Origin of the sequence: Actinomadura kijaniata, assembly GCF_014138665.1 — a bacterium.
In the GTDB taxonomy this organism is placed as follows: domain Bacteria; phylum Actinomycetota; class Actinomycetes; order Streptosporangiales; family Streptosporangiaceae; genus Spirillospora; species Spirillospora kijaniata.
In genome coordinates, this window is the sequence record NZ_JACJIA010000007.1 from 428,979 (window position 1) to 449,693 (window position 20,715).

General features: G+C 73.6%; 24 protein-coding genes. 21 read left to right on the forward strand and 3 right to left on the reverse strand.

The genetic code is table 11. The features are described 5' to 3' along the window. Positions 1-181: 181 nt before the first annotated feature. The 11 genes from xerD (at position 182) to HNR61_RS27305 (ending at position 8,929) form a co-directional block, all read left to right on the forward strand. A complete protein-coding gene (gene xerD / locus HNR61_RS27255) occupies positions 182-1,207 on the forward strand; it encodes a site-specific tyrosine recombinase XerD (protein ID WP_182846020.1) in 1,026 nt (341 codons plus the stop codon). A 142-nt stretch (positions 1,208-1,349) separates the two neighbouring features. Further along, positions 1,350-2,231 carry a ParA family protein gene (locus tag HNR61_RS27260; protein WP_246443858.1) on the forward strand — a complete coding sequence of 294 codons (882 nt, stop codon included), beginning with the start codon at positions 1,350-1,352 and terminating at the stop codon, positions 2,229-2,231. After that, positions 2,228-2,551, forward strand: a complete 324-nt coding sequence (locus HNR61_RS27265; protein ID WP_312898118.1) for a hypothetical protein — start codon at positions 2,228-2,230, stop codon at positions 2,549-2,551. The genes HNR61_RS27260 and HNR61_RS27265 overlap by 4 nt, the downstream gene beginning before the upstream one ends. A 22-nt stretch (positions 2,552-2,573) precedes the next feature. Then, on the forward strand, positions 2,574-3,482 hold the full coding sequence (locus HNR61_RS27270) for a segregation and condensation protein A (protein WP_182846022.1): 909 nt from the start codon (positions 2,574-2,576) through the stop codon (positions 3,480-3,482). Next, a complete protein-coding gene (gene scpB, locus HNR61_RS27275) occupies positions 3,479-4,072 on the forward strand; it encodes an SMC-Scp complex subunit ScpB (RefSeq protein ID WP_182846023.1) in 594 nt (197 codons plus the stop codon). Before HNR61_RS27270 ends, scpB begins: the two co-directional genes overlap by 4 nt. Further along, a complete protein-coding gene (locus tag HNR61_RS27280; protein ID WP_312898119.1) occupies positions 4,069-4,809 on the forward strand; it encodes a pseudouridine synthase in 741 nt (246 codons plus the stop codon). The genes scpB and HNR61_RS27280 overlap by 4 nt, the downstream gene beginning before the upstream one ends. 28 nt (positions 4,810-4,837) lie before the next feature. Further along, positions 4,838-5,200, forward strand: a complete 363-nt coding sequence (aroH, locus tag HNR61_RS27285) for a chorismate mutase (protein ID WP_067813320.1) — start codon at positions 4,838-4,840, stop codon at positions 5,198-5,200. A 62-nt stretch (positions 5,201-5,262) separates the two neighbouring features. Beyond that, positions 5,263-6,369, forward strand: coding sequence for a prephenate dehydrogenase (locus HNR61_RS27290; protein ID WP_312898120.1), 1,107 nt, complete (start codon positions 5,263-5,265; stop codon positions 6,367-6,369). 138 nt (positions 6,370-6,507) lie between these two features. Further along, positions 6,508-7,170 (forward strand): (d)CMP kinase, encoded by a 663-nt coding sequence (cmk, locus tag HNR61_RS27295; protein ID WP_312898121.1) that lies wholly within the window; start codon positions 6,508-6,510, stop codon positions 7,168-7,170. A 13-nt stretch (positions 7,171-7,183) separates the two neighbouring features. Beyond that, complete coding sequence (gene der, locus HNR61_RS27300; RefSeq protein ID WP_182846025.1) at positions 7,184-8,590, forward strand: ribosome biogenesis GTPase Der; 1,407 nt, start codon at positions 7,184-7,186, stop codon at positions 8,588-8,590. A 138-nt stretch (positions 8,591-8,728) separates the two neighbouring features. Beyond that, positions 8,729-8,929 carry a hypothetical protein gene (locus HNR61_RS27305; protein ID WP_182846026.1) on the forward strand — a complete coding sequence of 67 codons (201 nt, stop codon included), beginning with the start codon at positions 8,729-8,731 and terminating at the stop codon, positions 8,927-8,929. A gap of 11 nt (positions 8,930-8,940) precedes the next feature. On the opposite strand, the gene HNR61_RS27310 is transcribed toward HNR61_RS27305, so the two are convergent. Further along, on the reverse strand, positions 8,941-9,591 hold the full coding sequence (locus tag HNR61_RS27310) for a hypothetical protein (protein ID WP_182846027.1): 651 nt from the start codon (positions 9,589-9,591) through the stop codon (positions 8,941-8,943). A 104-nt stretch (positions 9,592-9,695) separates the two neighbouring features. Here HNR61_RS27310 and HNR61_RS27315 point away from each other — a divergent pair, with 104 nt between their 5' ends. After that, entirely contained in the window at positions 9,696-10,859 is a 1,164-nt protein-coding gene (locus HNR61_RS27315; protein ID WP_182846028.1) for a nucleoside 2-deoxyribosyltransferase domain-containing protein, read from the forward strand. Between the two features lie 85 nt (positions 10,860-10,944). Continuing rightward, a complete protein-coding gene (locus HNR61_RS27320; protein ID WP_182846029.1) occupies positions 10,945-12,234 on the forward strand; it encodes a nitric oxide synthase oxygenase in 1,290 nt (429 codons plus the stop codon). On the opposite strand, the gene HNR61_RS27325 is transcribed toward HNR61_RS27320, so the two are convergent. Both HNR61_RS27325 and HNR61_RS27330 read right to left on the reverse strand, forming a co-directional pair. Beyond that, on the reverse strand, positions 12,206-12,661 hold the full coding sequence (locus tag HNR61_RS27325; RefSeq protein ID WP_067813310.1) for a PPOX class F420-dependent oxidoreductase: 456 nt from the start codon (positions 12,659-12,661) through the stop codon (positions 12,206-12,208). The genes HNR61_RS27320 and HNR61_RS27325 overlap by 29 nt on opposite strands. 34 nt (positions 12,662-12,695) lie before the next feature. After that, positions 12,696-13,724: an alpha/beta hydrolase gene (locus HNR61_RS27330; protein ID WP_182846030.1), complete on the reverse strand. Its 1,029-nt coding sequence runs from the start codon at positions 13,722-13,724 to the stop codon at positions 12,696-12,698. A gap of 204 nt (positions 13,725-13,928) precedes the next feature. Here HNR61_RS27330 and HNR61_RS27335 point away from each other — a divergent pair, with 204 nt between their 5' ends. The 8 genes from HNR61_RS27335 to soxR all read left to right on the forward strand — a co-directional run bounded on the left by HNR61_RS27335 (position 13,929) and on the right by soxR (position 20,606). Then, positions 13,929-14,324 carry a TOBE domain-containing protein gene (locus HNR61_RS27335; protein WP_067813308.1) on the forward strand — a complete coding sequence of 132 codons (396 nt, stop codon included), beginning with the start codon at positions 13,929-13,931 and terminating at the stop codon, positions 14,322-14,324. A 27-nt stretch (positions 14,325-14,351) separates the two neighbouring features. Then, positions 14,352-15,128 (forward strand): molybdate ABC transporter substrate-binding protein, encoded by a 777-nt coding sequence (gene modA / locus HNR61_RS27340; protein ID WP_182846031.1) that lies wholly within the window; start codon positions 14,352-14,354, stop codon positions 15,126-15,128. After that, positions 15,125-15,955 (forward strand): ABC transporter permease, encoded by an 831-nt coding sequence (locus tag HNR61_RS27345; RefSeq protein WP_182846032.1) that lies wholly within the window; start codon positions 15,125-15,127, stop codon positions 15,953-15,955. Before modA ends, HNR61_RS27345 begins: the two co-directional genes overlap by 4 nt. Beyond that, on the forward strand, positions 15,952-17,058 hold the full coding sequence (locus HNR61_RS27350; RefSeq protein ID WP_312898122.1) for an ABC transporter ATP-binding protein: 1,107 nt from the start codon (positions 15,952-15,954) through the stop codon (positions 17,056-17,058). The genes HNR61_RS27345 and HNR61_RS27350 overlap by 4 nt, the downstream gene beginning before the upstream one ends. A 176-nt stretch (positions 17,059-17,234) precedes the next feature. Then, positions 17,235-19,052: a phosphoenolpyruvate carboxykinase (GTP) gene (locus HNR61_RS27355; RefSeq protein ID WP_182846034.1), complete on the forward strand. Its 1,818-nt coding sequence runs from the start codon at positions 17,235-17,237 to the stop codon at positions 19,050-19,052. 193 nt (positions 19,053-19,245) lie between these two features. Beyond that, positions 19,246-19,407 (forward strand): hypothetical protein, encoded by a 162-nt coding sequence (locus tag HNR61_RS27360; RefSeq protein ID WP_182846035.1) that lies wholly within the window; start codon positions 19,246-19,248, stop codon positions 19,405-19,407. Continuing rightward, on the forward strand, positions 19,400-19,993 hold the full coding sequence (locus HNR61_RS27365) for an HdeD family acid-resistance protein (RefSeq protein WP_182846036.1): 594 nt from the start codon (positions 19,400-19,402) through the stop codon (positions 19,991-19,993). The genes HNR61_RS27360 and HNR61_RS27365 overlap by 8 nt, the downstream gene beginning before the upstream one ends. A 58-nt stretch (positions 19,994-20,051) precedes the next feature. After that, positions 20,052-20,606 carry a redox-sensitive transcriptional activator SoxR gene (gene soxR / locus HNR61_RS27370; protein ID WP_182846037.1) on the forward strand — a complete coding sequence of 185 codons (555 nt, stop codon included), beginning with the start codon at positions 20,052-20,054 and terminating at the stop codon, positions 20,604-20,606. Positions 20,607-20,715 lie beyond the last annotated feature (109 nt).

Here is a 20,715-nt window from a genome sequence, read left to right on the forward strand (position 1 = left end):
GTATCCGCCCCGAAACGCATGGGTGGGGCCCCTGCGGAGGGTGTTGGTGCAGGTGCGCGTCGGTTGCGGGGCGTCGGGTGGGGGACGGGTCGGTAGAGGGCGTTCTTCGCGCGTGGGTGTCGCCGTGCTCCAGTGGTCCGGAACGGGCATGATGGGCACGTCCCACCGGCGATCCACCGGAATGAGGTGCCCACTGTCCCCGAGCGCGACGGGCTCGCACGCCGCCCCGGCCCCCGGCACCGGCCCGGCCCCCGGCACCGGCCCGGCGGCCGGCGCCGCGCTGGAGTCCGCCGTGCGCACCTACCTGGGACATCTGGCCGTCGAACGGGGCCTGGCCGCCAACACCCTGTCGTCCTACCGTCGCGACCTGCGCCGTTACCTGGCCACCCTGGTCGAACGCGGGCGCGCCGCCATCGGCGAGGTCACCGAGGACGACGTGCGGGCGTTCCTGGTCGCGCTGCGCGAGGGCGACGCCGACCATCCGCCGCTGTCCGCCGGGTCCGCCGCCCGCGCCGTGGTCGCCGTGCGCGGCCTGCACCGCTTCGCGCTGCGCGAGGGACTGGCCGCCGACGACCCCGCCCGCGACGTCCGGCCCCCCACGCCGCCGCGCCGCCTGCCCAAGGCGATCTCCATCGACGAGGTGGAGCGCCTGCTGTCGGCCGCCTCCACCTCGGACGAGGGCGCCGCCGGGACCGCCCGCGCCCTCCGCGACCGCGCGCTGCTGGAACTGCTGTACGGCTCCGGGGCCCGCATCTCCGAGGCGGTCGGCCTCGACATCGACGACCTCGACCTGGACGAGGGGTTCGCGCGCGTCGCGGGCAAGGGCGGCAAGGCCCGCGTGGTGCCCGTCGGCGACTACGCGCGCCGCGCCGTCGAGGCGTACCTGGTGCGCGCCCGCCCCGAGCTCGGCCGCGGCGGGCGCGGCGGGCCCGCGCTGTTCCTCAACGCCCGCGGGGGCCGCCTGTCCCGGCAGGGCGCGTGGATGGTGCTGCGCGCCGCCGCCGAACGGGCCGGGCTGAAGGAGGTGTCGCCGCACACGCTGCGCCACTCGTTCGCCACCCACCTGCTGGACGGCGGCGCGGACGTGCGGGTCGTCCAGGAGTTGCTCGGACACGCCTCGGTGACCACCACCCAGGTCTACACTCTGGTCACAGTGCAACTGCTTCGCGAGGTCTACGCGACCTCCCATCCGCGTGCCCGCAGCTAGACGGGTGCGCCGACAAATCGCGACCATTGGCGCGCGTCAGCTTGAGACCCGAGGTGACAGGCCATAGAGTCCCGGTTCTGGATGGCATTCCGGCCGCCGGGGAGGGATCTGGGTGACGAGCACACACGCTGCCGAGGACGTTCTGGCGTCCGCCACCATAGAGACCGATCCGCGGGCCGCGCTGGGACCCACCATGCGGCCCGTCCCGGTCTTCCCCGATCCCGAGCCGCTGGCCGAGCACGGCCCGGCCCGGATCGTGTCGATCTGCAACCAGAAGGGCGGCGTCGGCAAGACCACCACCACCATCAACCTGGGCGCCGCGCTGGCCGAGTACGGCCGCCGGGTGCTGCTGGTGGACTTCGACCCGCAGGGCGCGCTCTCGGTCGGCCTGGGCAAGGGCGACCCCCGCCAGCTCGACATGACCATCCACAACCTGCTGCTCGAACGCGACACCGAGTGGGAGGACGTGGTCATCGAGACCGGCGTCGAGGGGATGGACCTGCTGCCGTCCAACATCGACCTGTCCGGCGCCGAGGTGCAGCTCGTCCACGAGGTGGGCCGCGAGTACATCCTGGCCGGGGCCCTGAAGTCGGCCGTCCCGCACTACGACTACATCCTCATCGACTGCCAGCCGTCGCTGGGCCTGCTGACGGTCAACGCGCTGGCCGCCAGCCACGGCGTGCTCATCCCGCTGGAGTGCGAGTACTTCGCCATGCGCGGCGTCGCCCTGCTGATGGAGACCATCGACAAGGTCCAGGGGCGCATCAACCCCGACCTGGTGATCGACGGCGTGCTGGGCACCATGTACGACTCGCGGACCCTGCACACCCGCGAGGTGCTGGGACGCATCGTCGAGGCGTTCGGCGAGAAGGTGTTCCACACCGTCATCAACCGCACGGTACGCTTCCCGGACGCCACCGTCGCCGGGGAGCCGATCACCTACTTCGACCCCAACTCGATGGGGGCGAACGCGTATCGGGGTCTGGCACGGGAGGTGCTCGAAAGGTGGCGGCTCGTAGGGTGAGTCTTCCCGGGGCGGACGAGATCTTCCGTCCCACCCTCCCCGCCCGCCCCGCGCCCGCGCCCGAGCCCGAGCCGGCCCCCGAGCCCGCCGCGGCCCCGCGCCGCCCCTCCGGCCGGCAGCGCCACGACACCAAGATCACGGTGTACCTGTCCCGCGCCGAGCTGCTGGAGCTGGAACGGCTCCGGCTGGTCCTGCGCGCCGACCACGGCCTGGCCGTGGACCGGGGGCGGCTGGTCCGGGAGGCCGTCGCCGCGATGCTGGCCGACTACGAGGCGCGCGGCGCGTCCAGCACCCTGGTGCGCCGCCTCGAAGAGGCCTGACGGTCGACTACGGTTGGTATCCGTGACGCAACCCGCCGCCCCGGACGCCCCAGGCGAGGGCTCCGCGGCCCCACCCGACTCCCCGCCGGACGCCGCGGGCGAGCACCAGGGCTTCCAGGTCCACCTCGACAACTTCGAGGGCCCGTTCGACCTGCTGCTCCAGCTGATCTCCAAGCACAAGCTCGACATCACCGAGGTGTCGCTGCACAAGGTCACCGACGACTTCATCGCCCACATCCGCTCGCACGGCCGGGACTGGGACCTGGACCAGGCCAGCCACTTCCTGCTGGTCGCCGCGACGCTGCTGGACCTGAAGGCGGCGCGGCTGCTGCCCTCGGGCGAGGTGGACGACGAGGAGGACCTGGCGCTGCTGGAGGCCCGCGACCTGCTGTTCGCGCGGCTGCTGCAGTACCGGGCCTACAAGGAGGTCGCCAAGGACCTGGCGCGGCGGATGGCCGAGGCGAACCGCCGTTACCCGCGCCTGGTGCCGATGGAGCCCCGCTTCGCCAACCTGCTGCCCGAGGTGCTGCTCGGCCTCGGCCCCGAGGAGTTCGCCCGGCTCGCCGCCCGCGCCATGGCGCCCAAGGCCCCGCCGACGGTGTCGGTGGAGCACATGTACCAGCCCCGGGCGAGCGTGAGGGAGCAGGCGGCGATCGTGGTCGCCAAGCTGCGGGAGCTGCGGCGGACCACGTTCCGGGTGCTGGCCGACGACGCCGAGGGCACGTTCGAGGTGGTGGCCCGGTTCCTGGCGCTGCTGGAGCTGTACCGGGAGCTGGCGGTCACGTTCGAGCAGGACGAGCCGCTCGGCGAGCTGCACGTCACCTGGATCGGCGCCGACGAGGGCGACGTCGAGGTCGGCGACGACTACGAGGGCTCCCGCGAGAGGCCCAAGGACCAGCAGAACGAACAGCCCGGACAGGACGCCGAATGACCGATCCGCTTCCCGACGACACTCCCGAGACCTCCGCCGCGGAGGAGGGGCCGGGCCTGTACGCCTCCATCGAGGCGATCCTGCTGGTGGTGGACGAGCCGGTGAGCGAGATCACCCTCGCCCAGCTGCTGGAGCGCCCCACCCACGAGATCTCCGCCGCCCTGCGCGCGCTGTCGGCGGAATACACTGAACAGGGCCGGGGGTTCGACCTGAGGGAGGTCGCCGGCGGCTGGCGCTTCTACACCCGGGACGTCTGCGCCCCGGTCGTGGAACGCTACGTCACCGACGGCCAGCAGGCCAGGCTGACGCAGGCCGCGCTGGAGACCCTCGCCGTGGTGGCCTACCGCCAGCCGGTGAGCCGCGCGCGGGTCTCGTCGATCCGCGGCGTCAACAGCGACGGGGTGATGCGCACCCTGACGCTGCGCGGACTCATCGAGGAGGCCGGCCAGGACCCCGAGGGCCAGGCCATCCTGTACCGGACCACGAACTACTTCCTGGAGCGGCTGGGGCTGCGCGGCCTCGACGAGCTGCCCGAACTGGCCCCCTACCTGCCCGACGACCTGCCTGAAGAGATAGTTGAGGACAAGTGACCGAAAGAGCCGAAACCCAGGGTGTACGCCTGCAGAAGGTCATGGCGGACGCCGGTGTCGGCAGCCGCCGCCACTGCGAGGAGCTGATCGGCGAGGGCCGGGTCACGGTCAACGGCAAGAAGGTCTTCCGCTTCGGTGAGCGCGTCGACCCGCAGAGCGACGTGATCCACGTCGACGGCCGCCGCGTCGAGACCCGCGCCGAGATGCGCTACTACCTGATCAACAAGCCGCGCGGCGTGGTGTCCACCATGGCCGACGAGCGGGGCCGCAAGTCCCTGGCCGACTACGTCGAGGTGCCCGAGCGGCTGTTCCACGTCGGCCGCCTGGACACCGACACCGAGGGCCTGATCCTGCTCACCAACGACGGCGAGCTCGCGCACCGCCTGATGCACCCCAGCTACGGCGTCGCCAAGACCTATCTGGCCGAGATCCACGGCCCGATCCCGCGCGACCTCGGCCGGACCCTGAAGAGGGGCGTGGAGCTGGAGGACGGGATGGCCAAGGCCGACCGGTTCCGGATCTTCGACCAGGTCGGCCGGCGGGTGCTGGTGGAGATCACCCTGCACGAGGGCCGCAAGCACATCGTGCGCCGCCTGCTGAAGGAGGTCGGCTTCCCCGTGCAGCAGCTGGCCCGCGTAGAGTTCGGGCCGATCAAGCTCGGCCTGCTGCGGCCCGGCAACATGCGGGCGCTGACGGTGAAAGAGATCGGCGAGCTGTACAAGGCCGTGGGCCTGTAGGCCCGGCCGTTCGAGGAGGGGGACGACTGTGGCGGTACGCGCGCTGCGCGGGGCGACCCAGGTGGACGCCGACGACCGGGAGCTGATCCTGGAGGCGACCACCGAGCTGGTCGCCGAGGTGATGACCCGCAACGGCCTGACCACCGACGACGTGATCAGCGTGGTGTTCACGGCGACGCCGGACCTGACCGCCGAGTTCCCGGCGCTGGCGGCGCGCAAGCTCGGCTTCCACGAGGTGCCGCTGCTGTGCGCCGCGGAGATCGACGTCCCGCACGCCCTGCCCCGCGTGATCCGGCTGATGGCGCACATCGAGACCGACCGGCCCCGGTCGGAGATGCAGCACGTCTACCTGCGCGGCGCGCAGGCGCTGCGGCTGGACATCGCCCAGTAGCCGCCCGCGGCGCGGGCCCGGCGGCGTCCTGGACGGGTGCCGCCGGCCGCTACCCTTGACGGGTGGCTGAAGGTCGGGTGGAAGAAGAGAGCGTCCCCGCGCGCATCGTGGTGATCGGGACCGGGCTGATCGGGACCTCGATCGCCCTGGCCCTGCGCGGGCGGGGCGGCGAGGTGCTGCTCGCCGACCGGGACGAGACCGCGCTGGCGATGGCGGTCGAGCTCGGCGCGGGCGACGCCCTGCCGGCCGGCGGCCCCGGCGAGCCCGCCGACCTGGCGGTGCTGTGCGTGCCGCCCGCCGCCGTCGCCGTCACCCTGCTGGACGCCCAGAAGCGCCGGCTGGCCGCCGTCTACACCGACGTCGCCAGCGTCAAGGCGCTGCCGCTGCGGCAGGCCGCCGACCTGGGCTGCGACCTGACCTCGTTCGTCGCGGGCCACCCGCTGGCCGGACGCGAGCGCTCCGGCCCGGCCGCCGCCCGCCCCGACCTGTTCCTGGGCCGCCCCTGGGCGCTGTGCCCGACCGCCGAGACCCGGCCCGAGGCCGTCGCGACCGTCACCGCCCTGGTCCAGGCCTGCGGCGCGCAGGCCGTCACCGTGGACGCCGGTCACCACGACCGGTCGGTGGCGCTGGTCTCGCACGCCCCGCACGTGGTGTCGGCCGCCGTCGCCGCCCGCCTCACCGGCGCCGACGACACCGCCCTCGGCCTGGCCGGGCAGGGCGTGCGGGACGTGACCCGCATCGCCGCCAGCGACCCCAAGCTGTGGATCGGCATCCTGAACGCCAACGCCGACCCGGTCGCCGACGTGCTGGAGGCCGTCGCCACCGACCTGGCCGTGGCCGCCTCGCTGCTGCGCGACGGCAGCGAGGGCGCCGCCGCGCACGTCGCGGACCTGCTGCTGCGCGGCAACGCGGGCCGCTCCCGCATCCCCGGCAAGCACGGCTCGCAGGACAAGACCTACGCCACGGTCCCGGTGGTCATCCCCGACCGCCCCGGCGAACTCGCGATGATCTTCCAGGCGGCCGGGATCGCCGGGGTCAACATCGAGGACGTCACCATCGAGCACTCCCCGGGCCGCCCGCTGGGCGTCCTGGAGATCGTCGTCAAGCCCGAGGCGGCCGAGAAGCTGGCCGCCGAGCTGCGTTCGCGCGGCTGGTCGGTCCCCGGCTGAGCCGCGCGGGAAGAACCCGAGGCCCCCGACGCGTTCTGTGAGCGGGGGTCGAGGGGACCGGTAACCTGGGGCGCCGCCCCGCCATCCCCGCCCGCCGCGCGTCCGCGGGCACGCAGGACCGCTAGAAAGGGAGCGATCGTGCCGCTCGTCATCGCCATGGACGGCCCCTCCGGGACGGGCAAGTCCAGCGCCTCCAAGGGCGTCGCCCGCGCGCTGGGCCTGCGCTACCTCGACACCGGAGCCATGTACCGCGCCATGACGTGGTGGATGCTCCGCAACGGCGTCCCGGTGGAGGACGCCGCGGCCGTCGCGGCCCGGGTGGACGACCCGGTCATCGAGTCGGGCACCGACCCGGTCACCCCGACCATCGCGGTGGACGGGGAGGACGTGTCGGGGCCGATCCGCTCCCGCGAGGTCACCAACGCCGTCAGCGCCGTCTCCGCCGTTCCCGAGGTCCGGGCACGCATGGTGGCGTTGCAGCGTGAGATCATCGGGGACGGGGGGATCGTGGCCGAGGGCCGCGACATCGGCACCGTCGTGGTCCCGGACGCCCGGCTGAAGGTCTACCTGACCGCCAGCGAGGAGGTCCGCGCCGCGCGCCGGGCCCGGGACCTGGCCGCCGACCCGGGCGCGTCGGTGGCGGTCGTGCGGTCCGAGCAGGCCCGCCGGGACCGGCTCGACTCCACCCGCAAGGCGTCCCCGCTGACCAGGGCGGACGACGCACACGAGATCGACTCGACCGAGCTGACGCTCGACGAGGTCATCGAGGCGATCGTCCGCCTCGCCAAAGAACTTCAATGAGCAGGCCGAGCGAATGCCTGCGGAGAACACAGTGAGCGAAAGCGAATACGACATCGAAGTGGCCGGGTTCGGCGACGAGGCGGAGCGCGAGCTGCCGCCCGCGCCGGTCGTGGCCGTGGTGGGGCGGCCGAACGTCGGCAAGTCCACGCTGGTCAACCGGATCATCGGGCGCCGTGAGGCGGTCGTGGAGGACGTGCCGGGGGTGACCCGGGACCGGGTCGCCTACGACGCGACCTGGAACGGCCGCCGGTTCACGGTGGTGGACACCGGCGGCTGGCTGCCCGACGCGCAGGGCCTGGCCGCCGCCATCGCCGAGCAGGCCCGCCTGGCGGTCGACCTGGCCGACGTGGTGATGTTCGTGGTGGACGCCACCGTGGGCGCCACCGACGTGGACGAGGCCGTGGTGGAGATCCTGCGCCGCTCCGGCAAGCCGGTGGTGCTGGTCGCCAACAAGGTCGACGACGTGGGCGCCGAGTCCGACGCGGCCCTGCTGTGGTCGCTGGGCATCGGCGAGCCGCACCCGGTCAGCGCCGTGCACGGCCGCGGCTCGGGCGACCTGCTGGACGCGGTGCTGGAGGCGCTGCCCGCCGAGGCCCCGCCGGAGACGTTCACCGATCTCGGCGGGCCGCGCCGGGTGGCGCTGCTGGGCCGTCCCAACGTCGGCAAGTCCAGCCTGCTGAACAAGCTGGCGGGCGAGACCCGCGCCGTCGTCGACGCGGTGGCGGGCACCACCCGCGACCCGATCGACGAGGAGATCCAGCTCGGCGGCAAGACCTGGCGGTTCATCGACACCGCCGGGATCCGGCGGCGGCACCGGGAGAACCAGGGCGCCGACTTCTACGCGATCCTGCGCACCCAGTCGGCGCTGGAGCGCGCCGAGGTCGCCGTCGTGCTGGTCGACGCCGAGGAGCCGCTGGCCGAGCAGGACCTGCGGATCATCTCCATGGTGGTCGACGCGGGCCGCGCGCTGGTGATCGCCTACAACAAGTGGGACCTGCTGGACGAGGAGCGCCGCCACTACCTGGAGCGCGAGATCGACCGGCAGCTGCACAACGCCCGCTGGGCCCCGCGCGTGAACGTCTCGGCCAAGACCGGCCGCCACATGGAGAAGCTGGTCCCGGCGATCGAGACGGCGCTGGAGGGCTGGAACACCCGCGTGCCGACCGCCAAGCTGAACCAGTTCTTCGCCGACCTGGTCAACGCGCACCCGCACCCGATCCGCGGCGGCAAGCAGCCCAAGATCCTGTTCGCGACGCAGGCGGGCGTGCGCCCGCCCCGGTTCGTGCTGTTCACCTCCGGGTTCCTGGAGGAGGGCTACCGGCGCTTCATCGAGCGGCGGCTGCGCGAGGAGTTCGGCTTCGAGGGCACCCCGATCGACATCACGATGAAGATCCGGGAGAAGCGCGGCCGCCGCAAGTAGGCGGCCGGTGACGTGACAGGGCCCGTCCGGGGCTTCCCCGGACGGGCCTTCGCGTGTCAGGATGCCGGGACCGGAGGGAAGTAAGCCTTCCATTACTCGTTGACCGGGCAACGGGAACGCGTTCTGAGGGGTGCGTACGTGAAGCTCTTGCTGTTGATCTCCATCGCGATCGGATGCGTGGCGCTCAGCTTCGCGTGGCGGGAGCCGTGGATCGGCGGGGTCGGGCTGCTGGTGGCGTTCATCGCGATGTTCACCGACCGGGACGACATCGACGTCGAGGACAAGCGGAGCTACGAGACCACCAAGTCCGTGCGCAACATGCGCAGCCGCAACCGCTGACCGGCGTTCCCTCAGCGGGGACGCTCCTCCCGCTCCCCGGCGACCCGCCGGTCGTCGGGCACCGGGCCCCACGGCGACGGCGGCGCGTCGCGCCCGTACCGTCCGGCGGCCGGTGCGATCGGCTGGGTGGTGCCCGCGTCGGGGTCGGCCTCCCGGTCCCGGTCGGCGGGGCCGTCGTGGACGTCGTGGCCGTCGGCGGCCCGCGCCTCCTTGACGCCCACCACCGCGAACCGGCCCAGCGCCAGCGCGGCCAGGAAGACGACCACCACGCCGAGCGCGGAGAACGCCGCCAGCTGCTCGCCCAGCACCCGGCCCTCCTCGGTGCCCAGCGGCCTGCCGACGCCGTCGACGTCCCACAGCCGGGCGACCTGCGTGCCCACCGCGAACCACGCGCCGCCGAGCGCGGCGAGCCAGGCCCCGGCCATCGCGAGCACCCGGTTGGCGCTCACCAGCACGACCAGCCCGCCGAGCACCGTGGCGGCGCCCGGCGCGACGCTCAGTTGCAGCCGTTCGGCGCTGTACACCCACGGCCGGTCCGGCTCGAATCCGAAGTCCAGGTAGGGGCCGACGAACGGGAGCAGCCCGCCCCACAGCCCCAGCAGTACCAGGAGCGTTCCGCAGAGGGCGCCCCGGCTGCGCGGTACCCGCATGGTGCCCGCCATGATCGATCCTCCAGATCGGGCATTCGTTGTTCTGTTTTGGTTTTTGGGGCGGCTTGTACCCCGTCGGGCGGGGGCCAAGCGCGACGGTGCGGAAGGAGCGGAACATGGGAGAGACGGTCGTGGTCCACGCGAGAGAGGAGCCGCCACCGTCCTGGGACGCGGCGGTCTTCCTGGCCGGGCCCACGCCCCGCTCGCCGGAGGTGGCGTCCTGGCGGCCCGCCGCCGTCGCGGAGCTGACCGCGCGCTGGAGGGGCGGCGGGCGCCTGGTGGTGTTCGTCCCCGAGCACCGGCACGATCGCTACGACGACTACACCGGCCAGGTCGACTGGGAGGAACGCTGCCTCCACCTGGCCGACGAGGTGCTGTTCTACGTGCCGCGCGACCTGGCGACGATGCCCGCGTTCACCACCAACGTGGAGTGGGGCATGTGGCACGACAGCGGCCGCGCCGTGTTCGGCGCGCCGCCCGAGGCGCCGAGGAACGCCTACCTGCTGCACTACGCCCGCAAGGGCGGCGTGCCGACCGCGACCGACGTGCCCGGCGTCGTGGCCGCCGCGCTGGGGCGGATCGGGGAGGGCGCGACCCGCGCCGGCGGCGAACGCGAGGTGCCGCTGCTGGTCTGGCGGACCGCGGAGTTCCAGGACTGGTACGCCGCCCGGCGCGCGGCGGGCGACACGCTGCTGGCCGCGCGGGTGCTGTGGCGGGAGAACGTGCACACCGGGCTGCGCGTCACCCTGCGCGTGGCCGCCGAGGACCGCGTCAAGCGCGACGAGCTGGTGGTGCTGCGCCCCGACGTCGCCGCGGTCGTGCTGTACCGGCCGGGACCGACCCTCGACGAGACCGCCGTCGTGCTGGTGGGGGAGGCGCGCGGTCCCGCCGCCACCCCCGACGGCCGCGTCCACGAGCCGCCGGGCGGGTCGGGCGCGGGCGAGCCCCTGGCCGACGCGCTGGCCGAGCTCGCCGAGGAGACCGGTCTGACCCTCGCCCCCGAGCGGCTGCGGCCCGTCGGCGACCGGCAGGTCGACGCGGGGCTGACGGCGCACCGCGCGCACGTGTTCGCCGCCGAGGTCACCGAGGACGAGCTGGCCCTGCTGCGCGCGGCCGGGCCGCGCGGCGTCGCCGCCGACGGCGAGGTGACGCGCGCGGAGGTCACCACCTTCGGCGAACTGTGCCGCGGCCGGACGGTGGACTGGGCCGCGCTGGGCATGGTCGCGCGGGCGCTGGGGGCGGCGGGGGACGGACGGAAGGCGTCCACTTCCTGCGAATAGTGAGGAATCCCTGACGCGCCGCAACCTTCATGGCATCCTGTGACGTCGAGTGATCAAGTGCTTTCATTCGGTCACAGGGGGGTTCATGTCGCTTTTCGGGCGCAAGACGAGGGCGCGGGCGGTCCGGCCGGTCGCGGCGGACGGGATCCCGGCCGGGGCCTCCGCCGACGTCCCGGCCGAGGGCGCCGTCCGGCGGGCCGCCGAGGAGTTCCTGCGGATGTTCCACGCCGAGGACCGGCGGTCGGGGGACCTGGAGGAGCGGCTGCGGCGGGTCCGGGCGGAGATCGCCGAGACCGGCACCTACCGGCACACCGAGGCCGAGCTGACGTTCGGCGCGCGGGTCGCCTGGCGCAACAGCGACCGGTGCATCGGACGGCTGTACTGGCGCAGCCTGCGGGTGCGGGACCTGCGGCACGCCCGCGCCCCCGAGGAGGTCGCCGCCGGATGCGTGGAGCACCTGGCGGCGGCCACCGGCGGCGGGCGGATCCGGCCGATCATCACGGTGTTCGCGCCGGACGGGCCGGGACGGCCCGGCCCCCGGCTGTGGAACTCCCAGCTCATCCGGTACGCCGGCTACCGGCGTCCGGACGGGGTGGTCGGCGACCCCGCCAACGTCGCGCTCACCGCCGCCGCGCTCGCGCTGGGCTGGCCCGGCGGCGCCGGCACCCGCTTCGACGTGCTGCCGCTGGTCGTGGAGGTGCCCGGCGAACCGGTCCGCGTCTTCGACCTGCCGCCGGAGGTGGTGCTGGAGGTGCCGCTCGCCCACCCCGACTTCCCGTGGTTCGAACGCCTCGGGCTGCGCTGGCACGCCGTTCCGGCGGTGTCGGACATGACCCTGGAGATCGGCGGGGTCACCTATCCGGCCGCGCCGTTCAACGGCTGGTACATGGGCACCGAGATCGGCGCGCGCAACCTCGCCGACACCGACCGCTACGACCTGCTGTCCGAGATCGCCGACCTGCTCGGCCTCGACCGCTCCGAGGAGGCGACGCTGTGGCGCGACCGGGCGCTGGTGGAGCTGAACGTGGCGGTGCTGCACTCGTTCCGCGCCGCGGCCGTCACCGTCACCGACCACCACACCGAGGCGCGCCGCTTCCTGATCCACCTGGCGCGGGAGGAGGCGGCGGGACGGGTGTGCCCCGCCGACTGGTCGTGGATCGTTCCGCCGATCTCCGGGGCGGCGACCCCGGTGTTCCACCGCTACTACGACGAGGCCGACCTGCGCCCGGCGTACGTGCGGCGGCCCGAGCCCGAGGCGCTGCGGCGGGCGGTGTCCGGCCCCGGCGGGGCCCACGGGGCGGTGCCGGTCCCGCCGTCCCCGGCGGTGGGCGGCGGGCGGTGCCCCGTCACCGCCGCGCGGCGTCGCGCGGGCTGACCGACCGGCGTTCCCCCTCGGGGCGCTCGGGGTCGAGGTGCCAGCTGATGACCCGTTCGGGGTGGACGCGGATCAGGTCGTCGCTGAAGAAGCCCTTGCCGATGTGCATCTCGCCCTTGACCAGTTCGACGGTGCCGCGGATCTCCACGCCGCGCCCCCAGCCGGGCCGCACCGCGTCCGGGTCGTCCGGCGGCGTCATGTCGTCCACCAGGAACGACACGCGCGGGTCGGCCTGGACGTTGCGGTACTTGCGGCTGTTGGCGTTGTCCGGGCCGCCGATGTCGATGGTGCCGTCGTCGTTGAGCCGGAACCCGACGGGCCGCACCTGCGGCCCGCCGGGGCCCATCGTCGCCAGCCGGCCGATGCCCTGCTTCTCCAGGTAGGCGCGCTCGGCGGGGGTGAAGACGTCGTTCGTCGTCGTGTCCATGCCCGGAACGTTAGGACCTCAAGCGGGCTTGAGGTCAACCCGCCTCGGTGGCGGCGTCGGCCACGTCGAGGGCGTCGGCGTCGCGCAGCTCCCCGGCGAACGCCCGCCGCGTGAACGCGCCCAGCTCGGCGATCGCGGCCCGCGACTCGGGCAGGAACGAGCCGAACATCTGGAACACGTGCAGCTGCCGGTCCCACACCTGCAGCGTCACCGGCACGCCCGCCTCCGCCAGCCGCCGCGCCATCACCTCCGAGTCGCAGTACAGCAGCTCGGTCGAGCCCGCCGTCAGCAGCGTCGGCGCCAGCCCCGCCAGGTCGGCGCGGACGGGGGAGACCTTCGGGTCGGCCGGGTCAAGCTGCCCGAGGATGCCCTCGACCAGGCGTTCCAGCAGCGGTCCGGGCGCCGACGGGTCCAGGTCCACGTTGGCGTGCGCGAGCTTGGCGGTGAGGTCCATGTCGAGCATGGGGGACAGGGCCGCCAGGGCGGCGGGCTGCGGCAGGCCCTCGTCGCGGGCGCGCAGGGCGGTGGCGAACGTCAGGTAGCCGCCCGCCGAGTCCCCCATGATCACGATGTTCCCCGGCGGGACCCCCTGGTCCTCCAGCAGCCACCGGTAGGCGGTGACGCAGTCGTCGACCTCCTGCTCGAAGCGGACCTTCGGCACCATCCGGTAGTCCACCGACAGCGCCGGGACCCCGGCCGCCGCGCTGAAGTGCGCGACCATCCGGCGGTGCGTGTTGAGGCCGCAGCAGATCCAGCCGCCGCCGTGCAGGTACAGGATCGCCCGGCCCCGGTCGCGGCCGACGCCCGGCCCGTGCACCCACTCGGCCTCGAAGCCGTCGAAGCGGATCCGCCGGCAGTGCGTGCCGCGCGGCGGGCGGCCGCGCGCGGCCATCCGGTCGATGGCGGCGGCCCGGCGCAGCGCCGTCTCGTCGAGGGGCGCCGAGGCGTACCGGGCCAGGCGCGGTTGCAGGAGGCGGCGGACCCCCGCGGAGACGGCCCGCGACCGCAGGCTCGCCGTCCCCCTCCGGTCGATCACCAGGGTCGTCGGCTGTGCACGGGTCAACGTTCCTCCTCGGACCGGTCGGGGCTCCTCCCCGATGGTGGCATTCGGGGCGGACGCCGGGAACCCCGAACCGAAGCGGATTCGGTCACGCTCCGGTGGATGCGCGACTGGAGCATCTGCCAGGGAGGTCGTCGTCTCCCGCTCGCAACTTCTGGGGCTATCTCCAGATGTGCCCGTCATCTGCGAGGGTCTACGCTTTGCGGTGTGACCACGTTCCGCATCAGCGAGGCCGCGGCCCTGCTCGGGGTCAGCGCCGACACCGTGCGCCGCTGGGTGGACGGCGGGAGACTGCCCGCCACCCGCGACGAGCACGGGCACCGCATCATCCCCGGCGCCGAACTGGCCGCGTTCGTGCGCGCCCAGTCCCGCCAGGACGGCGAGCCCGGCTTCTCCTCGGCGCGCAACCGGATGCGGGGCATCGTCACCGACATCGTGCGCGACCGCGTGATGGCCAAGGTCGACATCCAGGCCGGGCCGTTCCGGATCGTGTCGCTGATGAGCCGCGAGGCGGCCGACGAGCTCGGCCTGGAGGTCGGCGTGGTCGCCGAGGCCGTCGTGAAGTCCACCACCGTGGTCGTGGAACGACCCGGCCCCGCCTGACGTCCCCGAGCCCGGGAGTGCACACGGATGAAGCGCGCCAGCATCGCCACCACGGCCCTCGCCCTGCTCGCCGCGGCGGGCTGCGGACAGGTCGAGGGCGGGGGCGGCGGGGCCGCCGGACCGGGCGGCGACCGGACGCTGACGGTGTTCGCCGCCGCGTCGCTCACCGAGACGTTCACCGCCCTCGGGAAGACGTTCGAGGGGACGCGTCCGGGCGTGCGGGTGCGGTTCAACTTCGGCGGCAGCTCCACCCTGGCGCAGCAGATCGCCCAGGGGGCCCCGGCCGACGTGTTCGCCGCCGCCAGCCCCGCCACCATGAAGCCGGTCGCCGACGGGGGCGCGACCGCCGGGCGGCCCCGCGTGTTCGCCAGGAACCGCCTGGTCATCGCGGTCCCCGCGCGGGGGGACGGCAGGATCGCCTCGCTCGCCGACCTGGTGCGGCCCGGCCTGAAGGTCGTGCTGTGCGCCGAGCAGGTCCCGTGCGGCGCGGCGGCCGGGAAGGCGCTGTCGGCCGCCGGGGTCACCGTCCGGCCGGTCTCCCGGGAGCAGGACGTCAAGGCCGTGCTCACCAAGGTCCGCATGGGCGAGGCCGACGCCGGGCTCGTCTACCGCACCGACGTCAGGGCCACGGCCGCCCGGGTGCGCGGCGTGGAGTTCCCCGAGTCCGCCAGGGCCGTCAACGACTACCCGATCGCGCCCCTGGCCAAGGCTCCGCAGTCGGCGCTGGCCGGGGAGTTCGTCGACCTGGTGCTGTCGCGGCAGGGCCGCGCCGCGCTCACCGGGGCCGGGTTCGAGGCGCCGTGACCGCCGCCCCGCCCGCCGAACGCGCCGCCCGCGCCCGGCGCGCGCCCAGCGGGCGGGTACCGCTGGTCCTGCTGCTGCCCGCCCTGCTGGGCCTGGCGTTCCTGGTCCTGCCGCTGGCCGGGCTGCTGTGGCGCGCCCCCTGGTCCACCCTCGGCACCCGCCTCGCCCAGCCGCACGTCCTGGAGGCGCTGCGGCTGTCGCTGGTGACCGCCACCCTCGCCACCGCGCTGTGCCTGCTGCTGGGGGTGCCGCTGGCGTGGATGCTGGCGCGGGTGCCGTTCCGGGGCGTGCGGCTGGTCCGGGCGCTGGTCACCGTCCCGCTGGTGCTGCCCCCGGTGGTCGGCGGCGTCGCGCTGCTGCTGGTGCTGGGCCGCCGGGGCGTGGTGGGGCAGTGGCTGGACGCCTGGTTCGGGATCACGCTGCCGTTCAGCACCGCCGGGGTGGTGCTGGCCGAGACGTTCGTGGCGATGCCGTTCCTGGTGATCAGCGTGGAGGGCGCGATCCGCGCCGCCGACCTGCGCTACGAGGAGGCCGCCGCCACCCTCGGCGCGGGCCGCTGGACGGTGTTCCGGCGCGTCACGCTGCCGCTGGTCGCGCCCGGCGTCGCGGCGGGCGCGGTGCTGTGCTGGGCGCGGGCGCTGGGCGAGTTCGGCGCGACGATCACGTTCGCGGGCAACTTCCCCGGCCGCACCCAGACCATGCCGCTGGCGGTCTACCTGGCGCTGGAGACCGACCCGCAGGCCGCGATCGTGCTGAGCCTCGTGCTGCTGGCGGTGTCGGTGCTGGTGCTGGCCGCGCTCCGGGACCGGTGGACGGGGGCCGCGTGACCGACACGACCGACACGACCGGCGCCGCGGCCGGGACGCGCGCCGGGGCCGCCGGGCTGGACGCCCGGCTGGTGGTGCGGCGCGCCGCGTTCGACCTGGACCTGGCGCTCACCGCCGCGCCCGGCGAGGTCGTCGCGCTGCTCGGCCCCAACGGCGCGGGCAAGAGCACCGCCCTGCGCGCCCTGGCCGGGCTCGTCCCGACCGCCGGCGGGCACGTCCGCGTGGACGGGACCGACCTGCGGCACCTGCCGCCCGACCGGCGCGGCATCGGCATGGTGTTCCAGGACTACCTGCTGTTCCCGCACCTCAGCGCGCTGGACAACGTCGCGTTCGGGCTCCGCTGCCAGGGGCTGGGCAGGAAGGCCGCCCGCGCCCGCGCCGCCGCGTGGCTGGACCGGGTCGGGCTCGCCGAGCACGCCGCCGCCCGGCCGCGCGCCCTGTCCGGCGGGCAGGCCCAGCGCGTCGCCCTCGCCCGCGCGCTGGCCGTCGAACCCCGCCTGCTGCTGCTGGACGAGCCGCTGTCGGCCCTGGACGCCCACACCCGGCTGGAGATCCGCGCCGCCCTGCGCCGCCACCTGGCGGGCTTCGCCGGCGCGGCGGTCCTGGTCACCCACGACCCCCTGGACGCCATGGTCCTCGCCGACCGCCTGGTCGTCGTGGAGGACGGCCGCCTGGTCCAGCGGGGCTCGCCCGCCGAGATCGCCCGGCGGCCCCGCACCGACTACGTGGCGCGCCTGGTCGGCCTCAACCTCTACCGCGGCCACGCCCGGGGGACGGTCGTGACGGTCCGCGACGAACGGGGCGGGGCCATGATCGACCTGAACGTGGTCGACTATCTCGAAGGTGACGTTTTTCTATCCTTCGCGCCAGCATCGGTTGCCCTGTACCGCAGCCGCCCCGACGGCAGCCCCCGCAACCTGTGGCAGGCGCGCGTGGGGGGCGTGGAACGCCAGGGGGACCGCATGCGCGTGCAGTTGGAGGGTCCGCCGCTGTCCGCCGCCGCCGACGTGACCCCGGCGGCCGTCGCGGAACTGGAATTGATCGAGGGCAGCACGATATGGGTCGCGGTCAAGGCGGCCGAAACGCGCGTATACCCAGCCTGACCGTCTTCATGCGGACGGTGGAAACCCGCCCGTAACAGGGTCATCCGAGGTGAGATCAATCACAAACGGGTACCAAGCCCCCTCAAATGGGGGACCGAGTGGTCCAGACCAAATGGCAAAAACGCAGGGCTTTGTTCATGATGCAGAGATCCTGCGAACTGCTGAAGGAGTTGCCCGTGTCCAACCAGATCCCCGGCCTCGACCAGGCCCCCACCAGTCACGCCGAACTGATTGACTGGGTGCGCGGGATCGCCGAGCTGACCCAGCCCGAGCGAATCGAATGGTGCGACGGCTCGGATGCCGAATGGGAGCGTCTGACCGACCTCCTGGTCGAGCAGGGCACGTTCAAACGCCTCGACCCGAACAAGCGGCCCAACAGCTTCTACGCGGCCTCCGACCCCAGCGACGTCGCGCGAGTAGAGGACCGCACCTACATCTGTTCCGAGAAGGAACAGGACGCCGGCCCCACCAACAACTGGATCGCGCCCGCCGAGATGCGCGAGACCTTCGGCGAGCTGTTCAAGGGGAGCATGAAGGGCCGCACCATGTACGTGGTGCCCTTCTGCATGGGCCCGCTCGGCGGCAACATCTCCCAGCTCGGCGTCGAGATCACCGACTCGCCCTACGTCGCCGTCTCGATGCGGATCATGACCCGGATGGGCACGCCCGCGCTGCGCCTGATCGAGGAGCGCGGCCAGTTCGTCAAGTGCGTCCACTCCGTCGGCGCGCCGCTGGAGCCGGGGCAGCAGGACGTCCCCTGGCCGTGCAACTCCACCAAGTACATCTCGCACTTCCCCGAGACCCGCGAGATCTGGTCCTACGGCTCCGGCTACGGCGGCAACGCCCTGCTGGGCAAGAAGTGCTACGCGCTGCGCATCGCCTCGACCATGGCCCGCGACGAGGGCTGGATGGCCGAGCACATGCTCGTCCTCAAGCTGACCCCGCCGAACGGCGAGGCCCGCTACGTCGCCGCCGCGTTCCCGTCGGCCTGCGGCAAGACCAACCTCGCCATGCTGGAGCCGACCATCCCCGGCTGGAAGGTCGAGACCATCGGCGACGACATCGCCTGGATGCGCTTCGGGGAGGACGGCCGCCTGTACGCCATCAACCCCGAGGCCGGGTTCTTCGGCGTCGCCCCGGGCACCGGCGAGACCACCAACGCCAACGCCGTGAAGACCCTGTGGGGCAACAGCATCTTCACCAACGTCGCCCTGACCGACGACGGCGACGTGTGGTGGGAGGGCCTCACCGACGAGCCCCCGGCCGGCCTGACCGACTGGAAGGGCAACCGCTGGACCCCCGGGTCCGGCACCCCGGCGGCCCACCCCAACGCCCGCTTCACCACCCCGGCGTCGCAGTGCCCGATCATCGCGCCGGAGTGGGAGGACCCCAAGGGCGTGCCGATCTCGGCGATCCTGTTCGGCGGCCGCCGCGCCAGCGCCGTGCCGCTGGTCACCGAGGCGTTCGACTGGCAGCAGGGCGTGTTCCTGGGCGCCAACGTCGCCTCCGAGAAGACCGCCGCCGCCGAGGGCAAGGTCGGCGAGCTGCGCCGCGACCCGTTCGCGATGCTGCCGTTCTGCGGCTACAACATGGGCGACTACTTCGCCCACTGGCTGAAGATCGGCAAGTCCACCGACGCCGAGAAGCTGCCGCGCATCTACTACGTCAACTGGTTCCGCAAGAACGCCGACGGCAGGTTCATCTGGCCCGGCTTCGGCGAGAACAGCCGCGTGCTCAAGTGGATCGTGGACCGGCTGAACGGGCAGGCCGACGCCGTCAAGACCCCGATCGGCCACCTGCCGACCAGGGCGGCGCTGGACACCGACGGCCTGGACATCTCCGAGCGGGACCTGGAGACCCTGCTGTCGGTCGACACCGAGGTCTGGAAGGAAGAGGCCGCGCTCGTTCCCGAGCACTTCGAGACCTTCGGCGACCACCTGCCCAAGGAGCTGTGGGACGAGTACAACGCGCTGGTCAACCGCCTGGGCGAGTGACCTGAGCCGGTAAGGGACGGCCCCGGGGGACATCCCCCGGGGCCGTCCCTTCCTCGTTGACCGGGTGCTTTTGCCCAATCCGGGACGTTCCTTGGTCTTGCCGACCACGCCGCCCGGCTAGCCCTGCACTAGGGCCCCGTGACCGCCGCGGGGCGGGCTGCGCCAGGAGGAGGTCGACGACCCGCTGTCGCGGATGCCGCTGAACGGCGGGACCCCCGAGGGCGCGCGCGTCCGGATCGGCGCGGGCGACGGCGTCGCCCTGGCCATCGACGTCCACTCGGTCCCCGTCGCGGGCACGGCCACGGTCGCGGGCACGGTCGCGGGCGCCGACAACACGGGAGGTACCGATGATTGACATGATCACCCGCAACTGGTGGGTGCTGGCGCTGCGCGGCCTGTTCGCGGTGCTGTTCGGGGTGCTGGCGCTGTTCCGCCCGGAGATCACCCTGTGGGCCATGGTGGTCGTGACCGGTGCCTACGCCCTGGTCGACGGGGTGTTCGGTCTGCTGGCGGCGGTCGGGGGCCGGGGCGGGGCGGCCCGCTGGCTGCTGGCGCTGGTCGGGATCGCGGGCATCGCGTTCGGCATGCTGGCGCTGCTGCGGCCCGGCCTGACCGCGCTGGCGCTGCTGTACCTGATCGCCGGCTGGGCGGTCGTCACCGGCGTCATGGAGATCATCGCGGCGTTCGGGCTGCGCCACGAGGTCGACGGCTCCTGGACCTACGCGCTGACCGGCCTCGTGTCGGTGCTGTTCGGCGTGCTGCTGTTCGCCTGGCCGGTGGACGGCGCGCTGGCGATGGTGCGGGTCGTCGGGATCGTCGCGCTGGTGTTCGGGGCGCTGCTGATCGGCGGGGCGTTCCGGGCCCGCGCCCTGGGCAGGCGCGCCGCCGAGCGGTACCGGCACCAGGCCGGGCCCGGCGGGACCTCGGCCGCGCCGCTGTAGGGGCCCGCGGGAGTGGACGGGGGTTCCACGCGCCGCCCGGCCTCGTAGGATGCCGGACATGACGCGTCTGGAGTACAGGGTCAACGAGCTGACCGTGGGGCAGCTCGCCGAACGCAGCGGGGTCGCGGTCTCGGCGCTGCACTTCTACGAGTCCAAGGGCCTCATCACCAGCCGCCGCACGGCCGGGAACCAGCGGCGCTTCTCCCGCGACACGCTGCGCCGGGTCGCGTTCATCAAGGTCTCCCAGCGGGTCGGCATCCCGCTCGCCACGATCAAGGAGGCGCTGGAGACGCTGCCGTGCGAACGGACCCCCACCGCCGAGGACTGGGAGCGGCTGTCGGAGATGTGGCGCGCCGACCTGGACGAGCGCATCGAGCAGCTGCGCAAGCTGCGCGACAGCCTCGACGACTGCATCGGCTGCGGCTGCCTGTCCATCCGCAAGTGCGCCCTGGCCAACCCCTACGACCGGCTCGGCGACCAGGGCCCCGGGCCGCGGCGGCTGCTGGTCCGCCACGACCCCGGCGAGGCCGCGGATCCGGCCCCGGTCGCGGTCGGGACCGGCGGGGACGCCGGGCCGGACTGCTGCGACCCCTGCGCCCCCGCCGACCGCTGACCGGAGCCGCCCGCCCTAGGTCGTGTCCGGTGGATCACGATGTGATCCAGAGCAGGGTGCTGACCAGGGTGACGGCTGCTTGGTAGTGCGCGGCGAGTTTGTCATAGCG